Here is a 16057-nt window from a genome sequence, read left to right on the forward strand (position 1 = left end):
AAATCGCCCTCTTCCGCAGATCGGCGTTGATGTTTGGTGAACCTGTCCAAGGCTACTCGCCTCGCACACCGACGTGCGCCCCGGCGGGTCGCAGGTCCCGGCCCATCCTCCCAGGATCGATAAAACAGGTCACGCGCGGATAGCCCGTCTGGGTGGTGAGGTGTCCCTTACCCTCTGGTCACAACGACTGGTCAGCCGATGAGCCGCGACTCGATCCGGATATTGGGAGCTATATCGGACAGCATACCCGCGAGGTCGTCGCCCGCGGCACGCAACGCGTCCAGAGAGAGCGGTTCGAGGCGCTCCAGCAGGAAGAGCGCGTCCACCGTCTCCTCGGTGATCCTGGTCCTGACGCACTGCCGCCAGTTCCACCGCCGGCAGGTGACGCCGGCGTCGTCGCGCCACACCACCTCGCCGATCTCCGGATCGCCCAGCGCCTCCTCCGAGGGCTCGTCGCCCGCGGCCCGCACCAGCCGGGCGGTGCCCCGGTAGCGGCGCAGGTCCTCGCCGCCGATCGGCAGGCCGTGCCGTACGGACACGGTGTTGTAGGCGTCCACCACCAGGTTGATCTCGGGAAGCGGCATCCGGCGGACCAGCGCGTCGACCGACGGCCGGGTGCGCTGCGGCTTGGCGCCGAAGGCGCGGTAGGCCGCCCGCCAGGCCTCGATCCTCTCGTCGTCGAGCGGCACGGCGTGGGCCGCCGCCTCGGCGAGCCAGGCCCGCGAACGGTCGTCGGACGGCCCGTTGCGCAGGCCGTACGCGCAGATCACCAGGACGGCGAAGTCCGGACGCAGCGCCGTGACGGCGTCTCCACCCAGATGTCGTCGATCACGCCCGACAGCCTACGGCCACGCCCGCATGGCGAGCGTCGCCATCGCGTCGAGGTCGGCCCGGGTCGCGCCATCCCTGGCCTGGGTGGACATGCCCTGGATGACGGCGGCGAAGAACGTCGCGAGCGCGGCGGCGTCGGTCTCCGGCGGGAGAAGGCCGGCCTCGGCGTCCCGCTCGATCCGGCGGCGGATCGCCGCCTTGCCCGCCTCGCGGTGCCCGCGCAGCTCCTCGATCACGGCGGCGTCGCTCGTGTTCACCCCCGCCGTGATGATCATGCAGCCGGGTGGGTGCGCTGGGTCGGTGTAGACCTCCGCCGCCTCGCGGAGCAGGCGCTCGACGGCCGCCCGCGCGGTCGGCTCCCCGGCCAGGGCGCGGGAGGTGAACGCGCCGTGGGTCTCCTGGTAGCGGCGCACGGCCTCGCCGAACAGCCGGTGCTTGTCCCCGAAGGCGGCGTAGAGGCTGGGCGGGTTGATCCCCATCGCCGCGGTCAGCCCGGCGACCGAGGTCGCCTCGTAACCGTGCCGCCAGAACTCCTCCAGTGCCCGCTCCAGCGCGACGTCCCGATCGAACGCCCTGTTCCTTCCCATGCCCCGATTTTATAGCGATCGCTACACGTCGTGTTATTGTGTAGCGGCCACTACAAAAAAAGGAGACGGACATGACTGGATTGAGCGGTAAGACGGCGCTGGTGACGGGTGCGAGCAGGGGGATCGGGCGTGGGATCGCCGAACGGCTGGCGGCCGACGGGGCGCTGGTGGCGGTGAACTACGCCAGGGACGAGGTGGCGGCCAAGGACACGGTGGCGGCGATCGAGGCCCGGGGTGGCCGGGCCTTCGCCGTACGGGCCGAGCTGGGCGCGCCGGGCGACGTGGACGAACTGTTCGCCGGGCTGGACCGGGAGCTGGGGCCGCAGGCGCCGATCGACATCCTCGTCAACAACACGGGGATCACCGTGCGGGGAACGATCGAGGAGGTGACGCCGGAGCTCTACGACAAGGGGTTCGCCGTCAACACGCGGGCGGCGTTCTTCGTCACACAGCGGGCGCTGCCGCGCATCCCCGACGGCGGGCGGATCGTGACGGTCACCTCGGGAGTGACCAGGATCGCGTTCCCCGAGGCGATCGCGTACGCGATGACCAAGGGCGCGCTGGAGACCTTCACGCTCGCGCTGGCCAAGCACCTCGGACCACGGGGGATCACCGTCAACAACGTGGCGCCGGGGATCATCGACACCGACACGAACGCGGACTGGCTGCGCGGCGACGAGGCGGCCTGGGCGGCGTCGGCCGGCCGGGCGGCGCTGGGCCGGGTGGGCACGCCGGAGGATGTGGCCGGAGTGGTCGCGTACCTCGCCTCCGACGACGCCCGCTGGGTCACCGGCACCACGCTCGACGCCACCGGCGGCAGCGACCTGTGAACCGTCGCCCCGACGACATGGAACCGCCGCGCCCCTGCTGGGACGGCGGCCGGGGTCTTTCCGATCCGGTGCGGATCGGGTCAGGCGCAGGCGGCGCCGTTCAGCGTGAACAGGTCGGGCGTCGGGTTGGCCCCCGGCGCGCCCTGGCCGTTGAAGCCGAAGGTGACCGACTGGCCCGGCTTGATGATCTTGTTCCACGCCTCGTTCGCGGCGGTCACGGTGGCCGCCTGCTGGGAGAAGTCGGCGCTCCAGCTGTTGGCGACCTTCTGGCCCCCCAGGAACGACCACTTCAGCGACCAGCCGTCGATCGCCTTCGTGCCGGTGTTCTTGAGGGTGATCTGGGTGGTGAAGCCCGTCGGCCACGTGCCGTGCGTGGTGTAGGTGACCTTGCACGCGGCCGGAGCCTTGACAGTGCCGTCACCCTGGTCGGCGATGAACGCCGACACCCACGACAACGCGGAGTTCCAGTTGATGGCCTCCTCGTTCGTGGCGTACGAGTTGATGTCGTCGATGTAGCAGAACTGCGGCTTGCAGCCCTTCAGCTTCGCCTGGGCCACCGGGTCCTGGAGGCCGGAGTTCGCGCCGCCCGCGAGCGTGCCGTGCGGCGGGTTCGGCAGCGAGGTGTCCAGCTGGTGGGCGTACCAGCGGCTGTGCTCGTTCTTCGACGCCACCTCGCCGTAGCCCGTCACGTACGACTGGTTGAGGGCGTTGCGGCCCAGCAGGTAGTCGATGGCCTCGATGGCGGCGTCACGGTACTTCACCGTGCCGGTGATGTCGTAGGCCGCGCCGAGTACGACCGTGTTGTTGAGGATCGCGCTGTTGGAGCCCCAGAAGTAGTCGCCCGGATCGAACGGCAGACCGTACGGGTGGTCCTTCACGATGCCGAGGTAGCGCTCCGCGCCGTCGACGACCGACTGGCGCACCTGGTCCCGGCCGGGCAGGTCGTTCGGCACGGTCGCGAGGTCGAGGCGGCCGAGCGCGGCCACGTGACCCCAGTCGAAGGCGCCGCTCTTGCTCCACAGGTCCGCGGTGTGGTGCGGCGAGGCGAGGACGAAGTCCTTGTACTCCTTGTCACCCGTGGTGATGTAGAGCTCGGCCGCCGCCCAGTAGAACTCGTCGCTGACGTCGGCGTCGTCGTAGGTGCCGCCGCCGACGCCGTCGGAGGGGGAGGCGAGCACGTTCGGGTTCGCCTTGGCCGCCGCCCACGCCTTCTTCGCCGCCGCCAGGTTCTTGGCGGCGAACGCCGCGTCGTACGGCGCGAAGATCCGGGCCGCCTGGGCGGCCGTCGCGGCGAGGTTGAGCGTGGCGGCCGTGGAGACGGGGTGCAGTTCGCGCTTCTGCGCGTCCTGGTGCGGCAGCAGCGGCAGGCCGGTCCAGTTCTGGTCGTGGATCTTGTGGTGGACCATGCCGTCGGACCGCTGCATCTTCAGCAGGAACTCCTGCTCCCAGCGGGCCTCGTCGAGCACGTCGGGGACGGCGTCGCCGCTCTCGGGGATGTTCAGGCTGCCGATCGGCTTGGCGGTCGCGGCGTTCTTGGTGCGCTCGAACTCGCTCATGAGCTGGGCGACCGAGATGCCGCCGTTGACGACGTACTTGCCGTGGTCGCCCGCGTCGTACCAGCCGCCGGACACGTCGAGGGAGTAGTCGCAGACGCCCGGCTGGCACGGGACGTTCGTGTCGCCCTGGTTGGGGGCGACGCCCACGTGACCGGCGGGCCTGCCGTAGCCGGGACGCAGGGCGTCGTCGATCGCGATGCCGCTGCGCTGGGTGTAGTAGAACTTCAGCGCGTCGAGCTTGAGGTCGGCGTACGCGTCGGGCTTGATGTCGAACGGCCGGCTGGTCTCGCCGTCGGCGGTCAGCGTGTAACCGGTCCCGGCCTTCGCGTACGAACCGAAGTCGATCGAGTGGACGTTCTGCCCGGAGCTGGCGTCGACGCCGCGCGGGGTGGTCGTGCCCTGCGCGACGACGGTTCCGGCGGAGTTCTTGAGCTGCCACGGCAGCGCCTCGGTCGCGTCGGTGACCAGGGTGGCGTTCTTGGGGCCCTTGGGCAGGTAGGCCACCTGGTTCACGCGGACCCGGGGGCCGGTGTCGGGCGTGTAGACATCCGGCGGCGCCCCGCCCTTGAGCGAGACGTTGTCCACGCAGAACCGCCACGCCGTCGCGCTGCCGCCGAGCTGGAAGACGACCTGCGCGTTGGGCAGGTCGACCGGCGAGGTGAACGTGTAGCTGTAGGTGTTGCCCGAGACGCTCAGCTCGGGAGCGGCCGACACGTACTGCGTGTAGGGGTCGGTCGGGAGCTGGACGTACGCCCTGGCGACCTTCCCGGGGTTCGAGGTGGCGAAGAAGCTGAACGCGTAGGTCTCGTCCTTCACCAGCGGGATGTCGTTGACGCCGATGATCGCGTCCCAGGGGTTGGTCGTTCCCGCGGGGACGTCGGAGCAGAGCCGGCCGTCGGACAGCTCGAAGTTCAGGTTCGCGGTGTGCCACCACGGGTCGGTGGTGGTGTCGAACGTGCCGTTGGGGATCTGTTCCGGGCCCTCGTCCGCCGTGGCGGGAGGTGCGCCGGTCAGGCACGCCGTCGGCCAGTGCCGCCACGGCGAGGATGCCGATTCGTCTGAGCACAGTCGTCCTCGGGGGATGTAGAAGTGGGAGCGCTCCCAAGAGGTGAGGAATCGCATGTTTCCTGTGGGTTTCCGCAGGCGTCAACGAGCCGAACGGCGAGACGCGCCTGACCGGCCATTGGGGGCGTGCGGGGCTGAAACTTTCATTTCCGCAAAGAGATTTTTGCAAAGCTGTCTTTGCGATGTTAGCGTCCGGCGTATGGATCACGAGGTCTTCCACGTCCACGATCCCCGCACTCTGAAGGCGGTCGCCCACCCCCTGCGGGTGCTGCTGCTGGGGGAACTGCGCACCAACGGCCCGGCGACCGCGACCGAGCTGGCCGGGCGCCTCGGCGAGAGCTCCGGCTCCACCAGCTATCACCTGCGTCAGCTCGCCAGATATGGCTTCGTGGAGCAGGACCCCGAACGGCGCGATCGGCGTGAGCGCCGGTGGCGGGCGATCCACCGGTTCACCTCCTGGAGCGACGTGGAGATGGCCGCGACCGCCGAGGGCCGGGAGGCCGCGGCGTTCCTGCGGCGGCGCCAGCTCGAGAAGCTCACCGCCGACGTCGAGAACTTCGAGCGCGAGCGCGACCTGTGGAGCGAGGCATGGGTCGAGGCCGCCGGCATGTCCGACGTGGTGGTGCGGCTGTCGCCGGCGACGGTGGCGTCCCTCTACGAGCGGGTGTCGGCCATGCTCCTGGAGGCCGCCGAGCGGGATCGGGACGACCCGGACGCGCGTCCGGTCGCGGTCCTGCTTGCGGCCCATCCGCGCCGGGACCCGGCGGCCGGTCATGAGTGAGCCGGTCGTGGGTGAGCCGGTCGCCGGCGAGCCCGAGCGATCGCTCGCCGGGACCCCGCGGCCGGGCATGCGTGAGCACGGGCGCTACGCCGCGATCGAGTTCCTCACCTGGCTGCCGACCGGCCTGATGCTGGCGCCGATGGTGCTGCTGATGTCCGCCAGGGGGCTGGACATCGCCGAGGTCGGCCTGGTCGGCGGGGCCTACTCGGTCACGATCGTCGTGCTCGAACTGCCGACGGGCGGACTCGCCGACGTCCTCGGGAGACGCCCGGTGCTCGCCGCGTCGGCCGTCGTCAGCGTGGCCGGGCTGGTCGTGATGGCCCTGGCGCACTCGGTGTGGCCGTTCCTGGTCGCGTCCGTGCTCAAGGGCGTCGCGCGTGCGCTGTCCAGCGGGCCGGCCCAGGCGTGGTACGTCGACACCCTGCACGCCCGGTATGGCCCGGCCGCCGACCTGAAGCCCGGGCTGGCGGCCGGCAACGTCGCGGGCTCGGCCGCCCTGGCGCTCGGCACGCTCGCCGGCGGCCTGCTCCCGCTGGCCGTACGCCGGGACCCGCTGGCCGCGCCGGTCTGGGCGGGTGCGGGGGCCGCGATCGTCCTCCTGGTGGCCGTGCTCGTGCTCATGCGCGAGCCGAGCCGTACGGGGAGGGGACCCGGCCGGGCGGCGGCACGGGTGGCCGAGGTGATCCGCGACGTGCCGGTGACGATCGTCGCCGGGATCCGGCTCGGCCTGGCCGACCGTGCCCTCGGACGGTTGCTGCTGCTGGCCGCCGGGGCCGGCGTCATGCTGAACAGCATCGAGATGCTGACCCCCGGACGCCTCGCCGCCCTGACCGGAGGATCCGAGACGGGCGGCGCGACCTACGCGTTCGTGACCTTCGCCGGCTTCGCCGCCAACGCGCTCGGCAGTTCCCTCGCGCCGCCGGTCGCCCGGCTCGTTCGCGGCTCGGTCCGCGCGGCCGCCTCGGCCACGGTCGTCACGGGGGCGGCGGTCGTCGCGCTGGCCGCCTCGACGGTCCTGCGGGGCGCGGCCGGGGTCGTCGCGACCGCGGCGGCCTACGTGCTGCTGTTCACCGCGCTCGCGGTCGCCTCCCTGCTCAGGTCCGAACTGCTGCACCAGCGGGTCGCCGCCGATCGCCGGGCCACCGTGATGTCGGTGGACTCCCTGCAGCTCCAGTTCGGCGGCATGCTCTCCTCGCTCTGCCTGGTGCCGCTGGCGGGGATCGCCGGCGTCGGCCCCGCCTGGGCGCTCACCGCCGTGGTCGTCCTCGCCTCCGCCCTCCTGTACGTACGCCTCCCCGCCGGTCCCGCTCTGAGGTACCCCCGGTAGAACCAGATTCGGTAAGGCGGCACAATCGAGCGGGCAGGGCTGCGAAAGGGGCGGGGAGCCGATGAGCAAGGTGATCGTGACCGCGGCGAACGAGGCGCAGCGTGCCGCGTGGCTGGGCGGGGGACTGCCCGAGGTCGAGCGGGTGCGGCCGGGGCTGTGGTCGATTCCCGTCCCGATCCCGATCAACCCGCTGCGCTACGTCCTGGTCTACGCCCTGGAGGTGCCGGACGGGGTTGTGATCATCGACGCCGGATGGAACACGGAGGAGGCGTACGACGCGCTCGTCGCGGGGCTCGCCACGGCCGGATACGAGATCACCGACGTGAAGGCCGTGCTGGTCACGCACATCCATCCGGACCACTACGGCCTGGCCGGGCGGATCCGGGAGGTCTCCGGCGCCTGGATCGGGCTGCATCCGGCCGACGCGCGCATCGTGCACGACCGCTACGACGAGTCGGCCATCGAGTCGCTCGTGCAGCGGGAGCGCTCCCTGCTGGTCAGGTGCGGGGTGCCGGAGATGACGGCTCAGGAGCTCGCCGGGGCGTCGGTCATGCTGCGCCAGTTCGTCACGATGGCCACGCCCGACCGGCTCATCGAGGACGGCGACCGGCTCGACCTGCCCGGCTGGGACCTGCGGGCGATGTGGACCCCCGGCCACTCGCCCGGTCACCTGTGCTTCGTGGAGCCGGAGCGCAGGCTGCTGTTCTCCGGCGACCACGTGCTCGCCCGGATCACGTCGATGGTCGCCGTGCACCCGCAGTCGGCGGCCAACCCGCTCGCCGACTACCTCGACGCGCTGCGGGCGGTGGGCAAGCTCGACGTCGAGGAGGTGCTGCCCGCGCACGAGTACCGCTTCCTGGAGCTGGAGAAGCGGGTCGACTACGTGATCGGGCACCACGAGGAGCGGCTGGCGGAGGTGCGTCGAGTCGTGGCGGAGGGCGACGGCTCCACCTGCTGGGACATCGCCACCCGGCTCACCTGGTCGCGCAGCTGGGAGGAGATCCCGGCGCACATGCGGCGGGCGGCCAACAACGAGACGCTCGCCCACCTGGTGTGGCTGGAGCAGCGGGACATGGTCACCCGCGTGCCGGGCGAGCCCGACCTCTGGTACGCGCCGTCCGCCTGACGCGGCCGCGCGTGGCCACTGGCCACCGCGCGGTCCGGTCTCAACGCGACGCTCCTCACGCGGCGGGGATCACCTCCTGCCGCGGGCTCGCGGATGCGCTGATGTTCAGGTGGGTTTCGAGGTAGGCGTCGATGACGTTCAGGTCGGCGGTCACGGCGGCGACGTAGCCGTCGGGGCGTACCAGGACCCACTGCCCGGGGGTGAGTCCGTAACCGTCGCGCACGTGCCCGCCGGTGTCGACGATGTCACCGCGTTCGCCGATGGTGTGCACGTGCACGTCACGCCGGGCGGTGGGGGCGTCGCCGGCGGGCACGTCGTAGCCGATCAGCGTCCAGTGGGTGCCCTTGAACAGGGAGAACAGCCGGGTGGGCACGCCGCTGGCGCCGGTGACGGGCGCGTCGGGTGCGCGGTCGCGGCGAGCACGCCGGTGGTGCGCCGGGGGTCGACGAGGGTGAGCGGCGAGTCGGGGTAGCCGAGGTCGAGCTGGCTGACTGCCCGGTTACGACTCATGTCGCGGTTCTTGGCCGCCTCCAGCAGCCGCTTCGACAGGCCGAGCACGGCCTCCGCGATCGGGCGGCGCTCCCTCTCGTACGACGTCAGCAGCCGGTCCGGGGCGCCGTCGAGCACGGCGGCGAGCTTCCAGCCGAGGTTGTAGGCGTCCTGCACGCTGGTGTTCAGTCCCTGCCCACCGGTCGGCGGGTGGACGTGTGCCGCGTCTCCGGTCAGGAACACGCGTCCGACCTGGTAGGTCTCGGCCAGGCGGGCGTTCATCTCGAACACCGAGGCCCACGAGACCGACTGGATCAGCACGTCGTCGCGGCCGGTGCGCTCGCGTAACAGCGCCGTCAGACCCTGCGCGGACAGGTCGACGTCCACGCCGAAAGGGACCGGTCCCATGAGCTGGAACATGTCGGTGCCGTAGAGCGGGCACAGCATGATCTGGTCCGCGGCCCCCCGGCCCCAGCGGTGCCACACCTCGAACGAGACCCCCTCGACGATGACGTCGGCGACCACGGCACGCACCCCGAGGGTCTCACCGTCGAAGGCCACGCCCAGGGCCTTGCGCACGAAACTCGACCCGCCGTCGGCGCCCACGAGGTAGCGCGCGCGCACCGTGCGCGCACCCTCAGGGGTGACGATGCGGGCGCTCACCCCGTCCTCGTCCTGGTCGAAGCCGACGAGTTCGTGGTCGTAGTGCGGGGCGTGGCCGAGCTCGGCCAGCCGCTCGCGCAGCCTGCGCTCGGTGAGGAACTGCGGGACCAGCAGCGCGATGTGGTAGGGCTCGTCCGGAGTCGGGCCGGGCATGTCGATCACGTTGGTGTCGACCGGGCCGTCGTCGGTGTAGGCGCGCTGGGGCGGATACTCGCCACCGGAAGCGATGATCTTGTCGATCACTCCGAGGTCCTCGAACACCTCCTGGGTGCGCGACTGGATGCCCTTGCCGCGTGACCCGACGAACGGGTGCGCGGCCTTGTCTATCAACAGGAAGCTCACGCCCCGGCGGGCCAGCTCGATCGCGAGGGTCTCCCCGGCCGCCCCGGATCCGCAGATGATCACCTCGACATCGGTCTCGGTCATGTTCCGCTCCTCTTCCGAAATTATGTGTAAAGCGCACTCATCTTAGGAAGGGGTCCGGGTGACGGTCAATCGTGATCGCTCTACGCTGCGAGAATCAGCGGCATGAGCAGCGAAGCCGTCGGTCAAAACCTTGCCGCTCTGATGGAAGATGAGTGCTCAATGCACAGATTCGACAGAAGGTCTGCGGGATCGCGCGGTCGCCGCGAGACCGGCACCGTGGCGCTCCGAGAGGACAAGGCGCCCACGCGTTCCGGACGGCGGGCCCCGTCACCGCCAGGCGAGCCCCGTCTCTCCGTCGTCGGCGGCGCCGCGGGCGAACCTCCTAGAATTGCCCGTTGGATGAAGGCCCGATATCCAGGAGGGACGGTGGGGCGGCCTTGAGCACACGGCGACGCCAGACCACGTTGCGCCGTCTCCACGGGGCCATCATCGATCTGGTCGTGCTGATGAACCTGCCCAGCCGCGACGATGTTCTGTTGGCCGAAGCCGGCGTCTCCCTCGACCGCGCCCTGTTCCCCCTGCTCGTGGGCGTCGAGCGATTCGGGCCGATCGGTGTGGGCGAACTGGCCGAGCGAGCCGGACGCGACTACACCACCATCAGCCGCCAGGTCGCGAAACTCGCCGCCCTCGGACTCGTCGAACGACGCCCCAGCCCTGCCGACGCCCGGGTGAAAGAGGCCATCATCACCGCCGAGGGCCGCCGCGTCACCGACGCTCTCGACGCCGCCCGCCAACGCCTGGCCGGTCCCGTACTCGCGCAATGGAGCGACCATGACCTCATGGAGCTCGAACGCCTCATGCGCCGCTACGTCGACGACATGTTCGCCGCGGCGGCGAAGGCCACCGACGGCGACTGACGAGCCGCCCTACCGCGGCTGATCCAGACCCGAGCGGTACGGCGGCATGAACCGGTGACGGGGCATCTGGTCGGCCAGCACGCCGCCGTCGACCACGAGGGTGGCGCCGGTGACGTACCGGGCGGCGTCGGACGCGAGGTAGACGACGGCCCCGGTGACGTCGTCGGGCGTGCCGTACCCACCTCTGAGGGGGATCCGCTCCGCCCAGGCCGCCTCGAACGCCTGGTGCTCCAGGGGGAACGCGTCGTCGATCGGCGTGGCGATCATGCCGGGCGCGACGGCGTTGACGGTGATGCCGTGCGGGCCGAGCTCCGCCGCGAGCGACTTGGTGATCAGTTCGACCGCGCCCTTGGACGCGTTGTAGTGGGCCAGCCCGGCCTCGGCCATCAGGCCGTTCTTCGACGAGACGTTCACGATCCTGCCGGTCCTCCCCGCGGCGATCATGTGCTCGGCGATCCGCTGGGACAGGAAGAACACGGCGTCGACGTTGACCGCCATGATCTCGCGCCAGGCCTCGACCGTGATCTCGTTGAAGTGCTCGAGCCTAGCGATCCCGGCGTTGTTGACCAGGATGTCCACCGGGCGCTCGGCCCAGAGGCGGTCGGCGAGGCCGGCGAGACCGGCCGTGTCGGCGAGGTCGAACTCGACCGGGCGGCAGGCCCTGCCGTACGCCGCGACGAGCCGGACGGTCTCGTCCAGCGGCGGCCCGCCCGGCCTGTCGATCGCCACGACGTCCGCGCCGGCCTCGGCGAGACCGGCGGCGAACGCCTGGCCGAGACCGCGCGCGGCGCCGGTGACGACGGCTGTCCGTCCTGTCAGGTCGAACCTTCCCCCGTTCATGCCAGTCCCAGCAGCGGGAGGGCGTCGCGGTGGATGAGGCTCTCGATCTCGTCGCGGTCGAGCGGGGGCAGGCCGGGGATGCCCGCCACGGCCCCGACCGCCCGCAGGCCGTCGATCGAGGCGTCGACGGTGGTGAACGGGTAGTCGCTGCCGAACAGCAGCTTGTGCCACACCCCGTAGTCCTGCACGAGCCTGAGGCTGTGCCAGAGCTGGAACGGGCGGTAGTGGAGCGCGGAGACGTCGGCGTAGACGTGCCGGTGCTTGCGGATCACCGCGATGCACTCGCCCTCGGACGGGTGGCCGAGATGCGCCAGGACCATGCGCAGCTCGGGGTGGCGGATCGCGACCTCGTCCAGGTGGACGGGGAGCGCCCACTTCAGCGGGGCCTTGGACACGAACGTCGTGCCGGTGTGCACCAGCAGGGGCAGCCCGTGCCGCTCGGCGTAGGCGAACAGGTCGTCGTACTCCGGGGCGGCGGGGTCGAAACCCGCGTACATAGGCATGAGCTTGATCCCGCGCAGGCCCAGGTCCTGGTGGCCGCGCACCAGCTCGTCCCGCCAGCCGGGCTGGGTGGGATCGAGTGACAGGTAGCCGATCAGCCTGTCGGGGTGCGCGGCCACATAGCCGGCCACGTCCGCGTCGTCCACCCACAGGCCCGACCTGCGCGCCTTGCCGCCCACCACGATCGTCCGGGTGCCGTCGGGGGCGGAGGCCGCGTAGTCGGCCCACCGCACGGTGAGGTCGACGTGACCCCCGTGCGCTCGGGCCGACTCGGCGGCGAAGGGGTCCCCGACGTCGTCCGGGCAGGTGAACAGGTGTGAGTGGACGTCCACGATCATGTGCGGTTCCGCTTCTCCCAGCCTTCGGCGAACATGTTCCAGAATCGGTGGCTCGGCGGGTGCTCCTCGAAGACCTCGTCGGCCAGCTCGATTCCCAGTCCTGGCTTATCAGGTATCCCGATATATCCGGATTCGATGGGCAGGGCGCCGCGGACCGCCTCGAAGACGTACGGCTCCAGTAGGCCGTCGAAGGTCTCCAGGATGGTGAAGTTCGGCATGCCGAGCACGGCGTGCACCGACGCGGTCGTGCACAGCGGCGAGTTCGAGTTGTGCGGCGCCACGGTCATCGAGTGGAGGTCGGCCAGCGCGGCGAGCTTGCGCACCTCGGTGAACCCGCCCGCCATGGACAGGTCCGGCTGGATGATGTCCACCGCGTCGGTGGCGAACAGCCGCGCGTACTCGTACCGGTTGTGGAAGTGCTCCCCGCCCGAGATCGGGAAGGCCGCCCGCTGACGCAGCTCGGCGTACCGCTCGATGTGGGTCCACGGCAGCGGCTCCTCGAACCAGCCGATGTCGTACGGCTCCAGCTCCCGCACCAGCCGGGCGGCGGTGTGGAAGGCGAACCGGGCGTGCCCCTCGACGAACAGGTCCACGTCCGGGCCGGCGGCCTCCCGTACGGCGGCGACGATGTCGAGCGAGAGCCGCAGCTCGGCGCGGGACAGCTCGCCGAGGCCGGCGCCGAACGGGTCGAACTTCAGCGCGGTGTAGCCCTTGGCGACCGTCTCCTTGGCCCGCTGCGCGAACGCGCCGGGCTCGCGGTCGCCGGTGTACCACCCGTTGGCGTAGACTCTGACCCGGTCGCGGCAGGCGCCGCCGGTGAGCCGGTAGACGGGCACGCCCAGCGCCTTGCCCATCAGGTCGTGCAGCGCCTGGTCCACGCCCGACACCACGATGCCGCCGACGTCTCCGCCGCGCAGGAAGTCGCCCTGGTAGAGCCGGAGCCAGATCTCCTCCACGTCGAACGGGTCGGCGCCCAGCAGGTGCCGCTGCGCCATCGCCTCGGTCAGCAGGCAGGTCTCCCGCGCCCGGTAGGGATGGGTGATCTCGCCGACGCCCGACAGGCCCGCGTCGGTGTGGATCCGGACGTAGCTGAAGTCGCGCCAGGCCGTGCCCAGGGTGAGGGTCTCGACGCGGCTGATCCGCCCGGCGGGGCCCGCCGGACGGGTGGTGTTCACGGTCAGCATCAGCGGGCTCCTCCCATGGTGGAGGCGGTGCTCAGGTCGCCGGGCGCGCCGCCGTCGGCGAGCTGGGCGCGGACGGCCGCCTCGGTGGTCTCGATCAGCCGGTCCACGTCCGCGTCGGTGTGCGCGTACGACAGGTGGCTGCGCTTGAGGTTGAGCGGCAGCTCGAAGACGCCCTGGTCGACCATGCGGCGACGGTATCCGACGAACATGGCGGTGTCGTTGGCGAGGAGGTCGTCGTAGGTCTTCGGCAGCCGGTCCATGAAGTAGGTGACGAACACCGAGCCGTACCCGGTGACGACGGCGGGCACGCCGAGAGAGGCGAGCACCGGGGGAAGCTCGGCGCGCACCCGGTCGCCCAGCCGGAACACGTGCTCGTGCACCGGCTCCTCGCGGAGCTTGCGCAGGGTGGCGAGCGCCGCCGCGACCACCGCCGGGTGGCCGTTGTAGGTGCCCGCGAAGAACACGGGGGCGCCGGGGCGCGAGCTGAACAGATCCATGAGGTCGGCGCGGCCTCCGAGCGCGCCGACGGGATAGCCGTTCGCGATGGCCTTGCCCATCGTCGTCAGGTCGGGGGTCACGCCGGCGATCTCCTGCCAGCCGCCCAGGCCGTGCCGTACGCCGGTGATCACCTCGTCGAAGACCAGCACGCTGCCGTGCCGGGTGCACTCCTCCCGGAGCGTACGCAGGAACTCCGCGTCGGGAAGCAGGCAGCCGACGTTGTGCGGCACGGGTTCGACGATCACGGCCGCGATGTCGTCGCCGTGGTCGGCGAACGCGGCGCGCACTCCCTCCGGGTCGTTGAACCGCAGGACCAGCGTGGCGTCGAGGACCTCGGGCAGGATGCCGGTGGAGATCGGGTCCCTGTGCCCGACGCGGTCGGGCGCGGAGATCACGTTCATGCTCACGGCGTCGTGCCAGCCGTGGTAGCAGCCCTGGAACTTCACCACCAGCCGGCGTCCGGTGGCGGCCCGCGCGACCCGCAGGGCATGGAAGGTCGCCTCGGAACCGGTGCTGGTCAGGAGCACGCGCTCCATGCTGGGAACCAGCTCCGCGAGCGTCTCGGCCAGTTCGATCTCGCCCTCGGTGACGCCGACGCCGCACAGGTCCAGGGTGCGTCCCGCCTCCGCCACGGCCGCGGCGACGTCCGAGTCGTTGTGGCCGAGCAGGGGCGGGCCGAAGGCCGCGTGGTAGTCGGTGTACTGCCGCCCGCCCGCGTCCCAGAACGTCGCGCCCTGGGCCCGGGCGATCACCAGGTCGGCGAGTCCCGGAACGTTCCGCTGTCCGCTGTTGACCCCGCCGGGGATGACCTGGCGAGCCCGTTCGGGCAGGGAGATGGACGGGGCCGGTTGCTGATTCACATGGTCTCCTTGGCCGCCGCACCGGGACCAGCCCCGTTCCGGTGTGACGCGAGTGTTTCCGCCGCAGATCGATTGTTACGAACACTATTCGGTGGAACCGAACAGGTAGCGGCATCTTATGGAGGCGTTCATGCCAGGTCAATGCCGTACGGGGGAGATGTGGTGAAAAATGCGCTACAGTGTTCGGCTATGACGAACAGTTCGGCGAATGACGAGGTGGAGAACTCCCGCTACTGGATCCGCAGCGTCGCCAGGGCGGCCGAGGTCCTCGAGGCCCTGGCCGGTGGCCCCCCGGGGGTAGGCCTGAGCGTGACCGAGGTGGCGGCGGCGTGCGGCCTGTCGAAGAGCTCGGCCTTCGCCACCCTCTACACACTCCAGCGGTTCGGCCTGGCCGCCGACGACGGCGAGGGCATGAACCGGCGCTACCGGCTCGGGATGGCGCTCGCCCGGCTCGGGGACAGGGCGCGCGACCAGCTGTCCCTGCGGGACGTCGCCCGTCCCATTCTGGTGGAGCTGACCCGGACTACGGGCATGAATTCCCGGCTCGCGATCCCGGAGAGCGACCAGGCCGTGGTGATCGACCAGGTGAGCAACGGCGAGCGCATCCAGGTGGACCTGCGGATGGGCGTGCGGGAGCTGCCCCACTGCACCGGCCTCGGCAAGGCGCTGCTCGCCGAGATGGAGGATCGGCAGGTCGAGGCCCTGATCGAGAGGGTCGGGCTGCCCCGCCGCACGGCGCACACGATCACCGACCTCGACCGCCTGCTCGCGCACCTGCGCGACATCCGCGAGACCGGCTACGCGCTCGACGACGAGGAGGACGCGGAAGGGGTGTTCTGCGTCGGCAGCGCTCTGCGCGACCATTCCGGGACGTGCGCCGGGGCCATCAGCATCACGGGCCTGAAGCCGGCTCTGCCCACGTGGCGCTACCAGGAGCTGGGACGGCAGGTGCGGGACGCGGCCCGGCGGATTTCGTCGGAACTCGGCTACCGGCCTTGATTTACTGGCCGAAACCTGCTTAAGGTTTGCGCCACATCGGGCGAACAACTGGCCCCCGCGACGTCACAGCCCCTGACCGCGGACGGTTTCGGCCAGCAGCACCGCCGCCTGCACGCCTCACGCGTGTCCGCCCGGCCTTCATTCACCCCCTGCCGTGCCGCGTCTCGCCGCCCGGCCGAAGGTTGAGGCATCTTGTGAAATACCCCCAGAAATCCCCTGTGGCCCGCCGTGCCCTGCTGACGGCGGGTGGTGTCGGTGGGCTGGCTCTGCTGGTTCCCGGTACGGCTCACGCCGGGCCG

At 71.0% G+C, this 16057-nt stretch carries 15 protein-coding genes; 6 read left to right on the top strand and 9 right to left on the bottom strand.

Features of this window, described 5'->3' with window-relative positions; genetic code table 11:
* Nucleotides 1-191: 191 nt before the first annotated feature.
* Nucleotides 192-770 carry a B3/4 domain-containing protein gene (locus tag B1L11_RS22465; RefSeq protein ID WP_256862791.1) on the bottom strand — a complete coding sequence of 193 codons (579 nt, stop codon included), beginning with the start codon at nt 768-770 and terminating at the stop codon, nt 192-194.
* A 72-nt stretch (nt 771-842) separates the two neighbouring features.
* Nucleotides 843-1418, bottom strand: a complete 576-nt coding sequence (locus tag B1L11_RS22470; RefSeq protein ID WP_079316302.1) for a TetR/AcrR family transcriptional regulator — start codon at nt 1416-1418, stop codon at nt 843-845.
* A 71-nt stretch (nt 1419-1489) separates the two neighbouring features.
* On the opposite strand from B1L11_RS22470, the gene B1L11_RS22475 reads away from it, so the two are divergent.
* Complete coding sequence (locus tag B1L11_RS22475; protein WP_079316303.1) at nt 1490-2248, top strand: SDR family NAD(P)-dependent oxidoreductase; 759 nt, start codon at nt 1490-1492, stop codon at nt 2246-2248.
* 80 nt (nt 2249-2328) lie between these two features.
* Here B1L11_RS22475 and B1L11_RS22480 read toward each other — a convergent pair whose 3' ends face one another.
* Complete coding sequence (locus B1L11_RS22480; protein WP_079316304.1) at nt 2329-4926, bottom strand: glycoside hydrolase family 9 protein; 2598 nt, start codon at nt 4924-4926, stop codon at nt 2329-2331.
* Between the two features lie 142 nt (nt 4927-5068).
* Here B1L11_RS22480 and B1L11_RS22485 point away from each other — a divergent pair, with 142 nt between their 5' ends.
* The 3 genes from B1L11_RS22485 to B1L11_RS22495 all read left to right on the top strand — a co-directional run bounded on the left by B1L11_RS22485 (nt 5069) and on the right by B1L11_RS22495 (nt 8103).
* A complete protein-coding gene (locus B1L11_RS22485; protein WP_079316305.1) occupies nt 5069-5650 on the top strand; it encodes a helix-turn-helix domain-containing protein in 582 nt (193 codons plus the stop codon).
* Entirely contained in the window at nt 5643-6977 is a 1335-nt protein-coding gene (locus tag B1L11_RS22490) for an MFS transporter (protein WP_079316306.1), read from the top strand. The genes B1L11_RS22485 and B1L11_RS22490 overlap by 8 nt, the downstream gene beginning before the upstream one ends.
* A gap of 61 nt (nt 6978-7038) precedes the next feature.
* Nucleotides 7039-8103, top strand: a complete 1065-nt coding sequence (locus B1L11_RS22495; protein ID WP_079316307.1) for an MBL fold metallo-hydrolase — start codon at nt 7039-7041, stop codon at nt 8101-8103.
* A 55-nt stretch (nt 8104-8158) separates the two neighbouring features.
* Here B1L11_RS22495 and B1L11_RS48520 read toward each other — a convergent pair whose 3' ends face one another.
* Together B1L11_RS48520 and B1L11_RS22500 are read right to left on the bottom strand one after the other, a co-directional pair.
* Nucleotides 8159-8476: a hypothetical protein gene (locus B1L11_RS48520; RefSeq protein WP_218671253.1), complete on the bottom strand. Its 318-nt coding sequence runs from the start codon at nt 8474-8476 to the stop codon at nt 8159-8161.
* Nucleotides 8428-9681 (bottom strand): FAD-dependent monooxygenase, encoded by a 1254-nt coding sequence (locus B1L11_RS22500; protein ID WP_218671254.1) that lies wholly within the window; start codon nt 9679-9681, stop codon nt 8428-8430. The genes B1L11_RS48520 and B1L11_RS22500 overlap by 49 nt, the downstream gene beginning before the upstream one ends.
* A 446-nt stretch (nt 9682-10127) precedes the next feature.
* Here B1L11_RS22500 and B1L11_RS22505 point away from each other — a divergent pair, with 446 nt between their 5' ends.
* Entirely contained in the window at nt 10128-10538 is a 411-nt protein-coding gene (locus B1L11_RS22505) for a MarR family winged helix-turn-helix transcriptional regulator (RefSeq protein ID WP_079316320.1), read from the top strand.
* Nucleotides 10539-10547: 9 nt separating this feature from the next.
* On the opposite strand, the gene B1L11_RS22510 is transcribed toward B1L11_RS22505, so the two are convergent.
* Genes B1L11_RS22510 through B1L11_RS22525 form a run of 4 tightly spaced genes read right to left on the bottom strand, consistent with a single transcriptional unit; the run spans nt 10548 to nt 14759 of the window.
* Nucleotides 10548-11378: an SDR family NAD(P)-dependent oxidoreductase gene (locus B1L11_RS22510; protein ID WP_079316308.1), complete on the bottom strand. Its 831-nt coding sequence runs from the start codon at nt 11376-11378 to the stop codon at nt 10548-10550.
* A complete protein-coding gene (locus B1L11_RS22515) occupies nt 11375-12217 on the bottom strand; it encodes an amidohydrolase family protein (RefSeq protein ID WP_079316309.1) in 843 nt (280 codons plus the stop codon). The genes B1L11_RS22510 and B1L11_RS22515 overlap by 4 nt, the downstream gene beginning before the upstream one ends.
* Nucleotides 12214-13401, bottom strand: a complete 1188-nt coding sequence (locus tag B1L11_RS22520; protein WP_079316310.1) for a mandelate racemase/muconate lactonizing enzyme family protein — start codon at nt 13399-13401, stop codon at nt 12214-12216. The genes B1L11_RS22515 and B1L11_RS22520 overlap by 4 nt, the downstream gene beginning before the upstream one ends.
* Nucleotides 13401-14759, bottom strand: a complete 1359-nt coding sequence (locus tag B1L11_RS22525; RefSeq protein WP_218671255.1) for an aspartate aminotransferase family protein — start codon at nt 14757-14759, stop codon at nt 13401-13403. The genes B1L11_RS22520 and B1L11_RS22525 overlap by 1 nt, the downstream gene beginning before the upstream one ends.
* A gap of 189 nt (nt 14760-14948) precedes the next feature.
* Here B1L11_RS22525 and B1L11_RS22530 point away from each other — a divergent pair, with 189 nt between their 5' ends.
* Nucleotides 14949-15758: an IclR family transcriptional regulator gene (locus tag B1L11_RS22530; protein WP_079316311.1), complete on the top strand. Its 810-nt coding sequence runs from the start codon at nt 14949-14951 to the stop codon at nt 15756-15758.
* Nucleotides 15759-16057: the final 299 nt, after the last annotated feature.

Origin of the sequence: Microbispora sp. GKU 823 (assembly GCF_002027145.1) — a bacterium.
Lineage (GTDB): Bacteria > Actinomycetota > Actinomycetes > Streptosporangiales > Streptosporangiaceae > Microbispora > Microbispora siamensis.

Excerpts from the sequence above, each read along its gene's own strand:
- B1L11_RS22480 (WP_079316304.1), bottom strand. The coding sequence starts at position 4,926 with ATGCGATTCCTCACCTCTTGGGAGCGCTCCCACTTCTACATCCCCCGA.
- B1L11_RS22495 (WP_079316307.1), top strand. The coding sequence starts at position 7,039 with ATGAGCAAGGTGATCGTGACCGCGGCGAACGAGGCGCAGCGTGCCGCG.
- B1L11_RS22475 (WP_079316303.1), top strand. The coding sequence starts at position 1,490 with ATGACTGGATTGAGCGGTAAGACGGCGCTGGTGACGGGTGCGAGCAGG.
- B1L11_RS22520 (WP_079316310.1), bottom strand. The coding sequence starts at position 13,401 with ATGCTGACCGTGAACACCACCCGTCCGGCGGGCCCCGCCGGGCGGATC.
- B1L11_RS22510 (WP_079316308.1), bottom strand. The coding sequence starts at position 11,378 with ATGAACGGGGGAAGGTTCGACCTGACAGGACGGACAGCCGTCGTCACC.
- B1L11_RS22485 (WP_079316305.1), top strand. The coding sequence starts at position 5,069 with ATGGATCACGAGGTCTTCCACGTCCACGATCCCCGCACTCTGAAGGCG.
- B1L11_RS22530 (WP_079316311.1), top strand. The coding sequence starts at position 14,949 with ATGACGAACAGTTCGGCGAATGACGAGGTGGAGAACTCCCGCTACTGG.
- B1L11_RS22500 (WP_218671254.1), bottom strand. The coding sequence starts at position 9,681 with ATGACCGAGACCGATGTCGAGGTGATCATCTGCGGATCCGGGGCGGCC.
- B1L11_RS22490 (WP_079316306.1), top strand. The coding sequence starts at position 5,643 with ATGAGTGAGCCGGTCGTGGGTGAGCCGGTCGCCGGCGAGCCCGAGCGA.
- B1L11_RS22515 (WP_079316309.1), bottom strand. The coding sequence starts at position 12,217 with ATGATCGTGGACGTCCACTCACACCTGTTCACCTGCCCGGACGACGTC.
- B1L11_RS22470 (WP_079316302.1), bottom strand. The coding sequence starts at position 1,418 with ATGGGAAGGAACAGGGCGTTCGATCGGGACGTCGCGCTGGAGCGGGCA.
- B1L11_RS22505 (WP_079316320.1), top strand. The coding sequence starts at position 10,128 with ATGAACCTGCCCAGCCGCGACGATGTTCTGTTGGCCGAAGCCGGCGTC.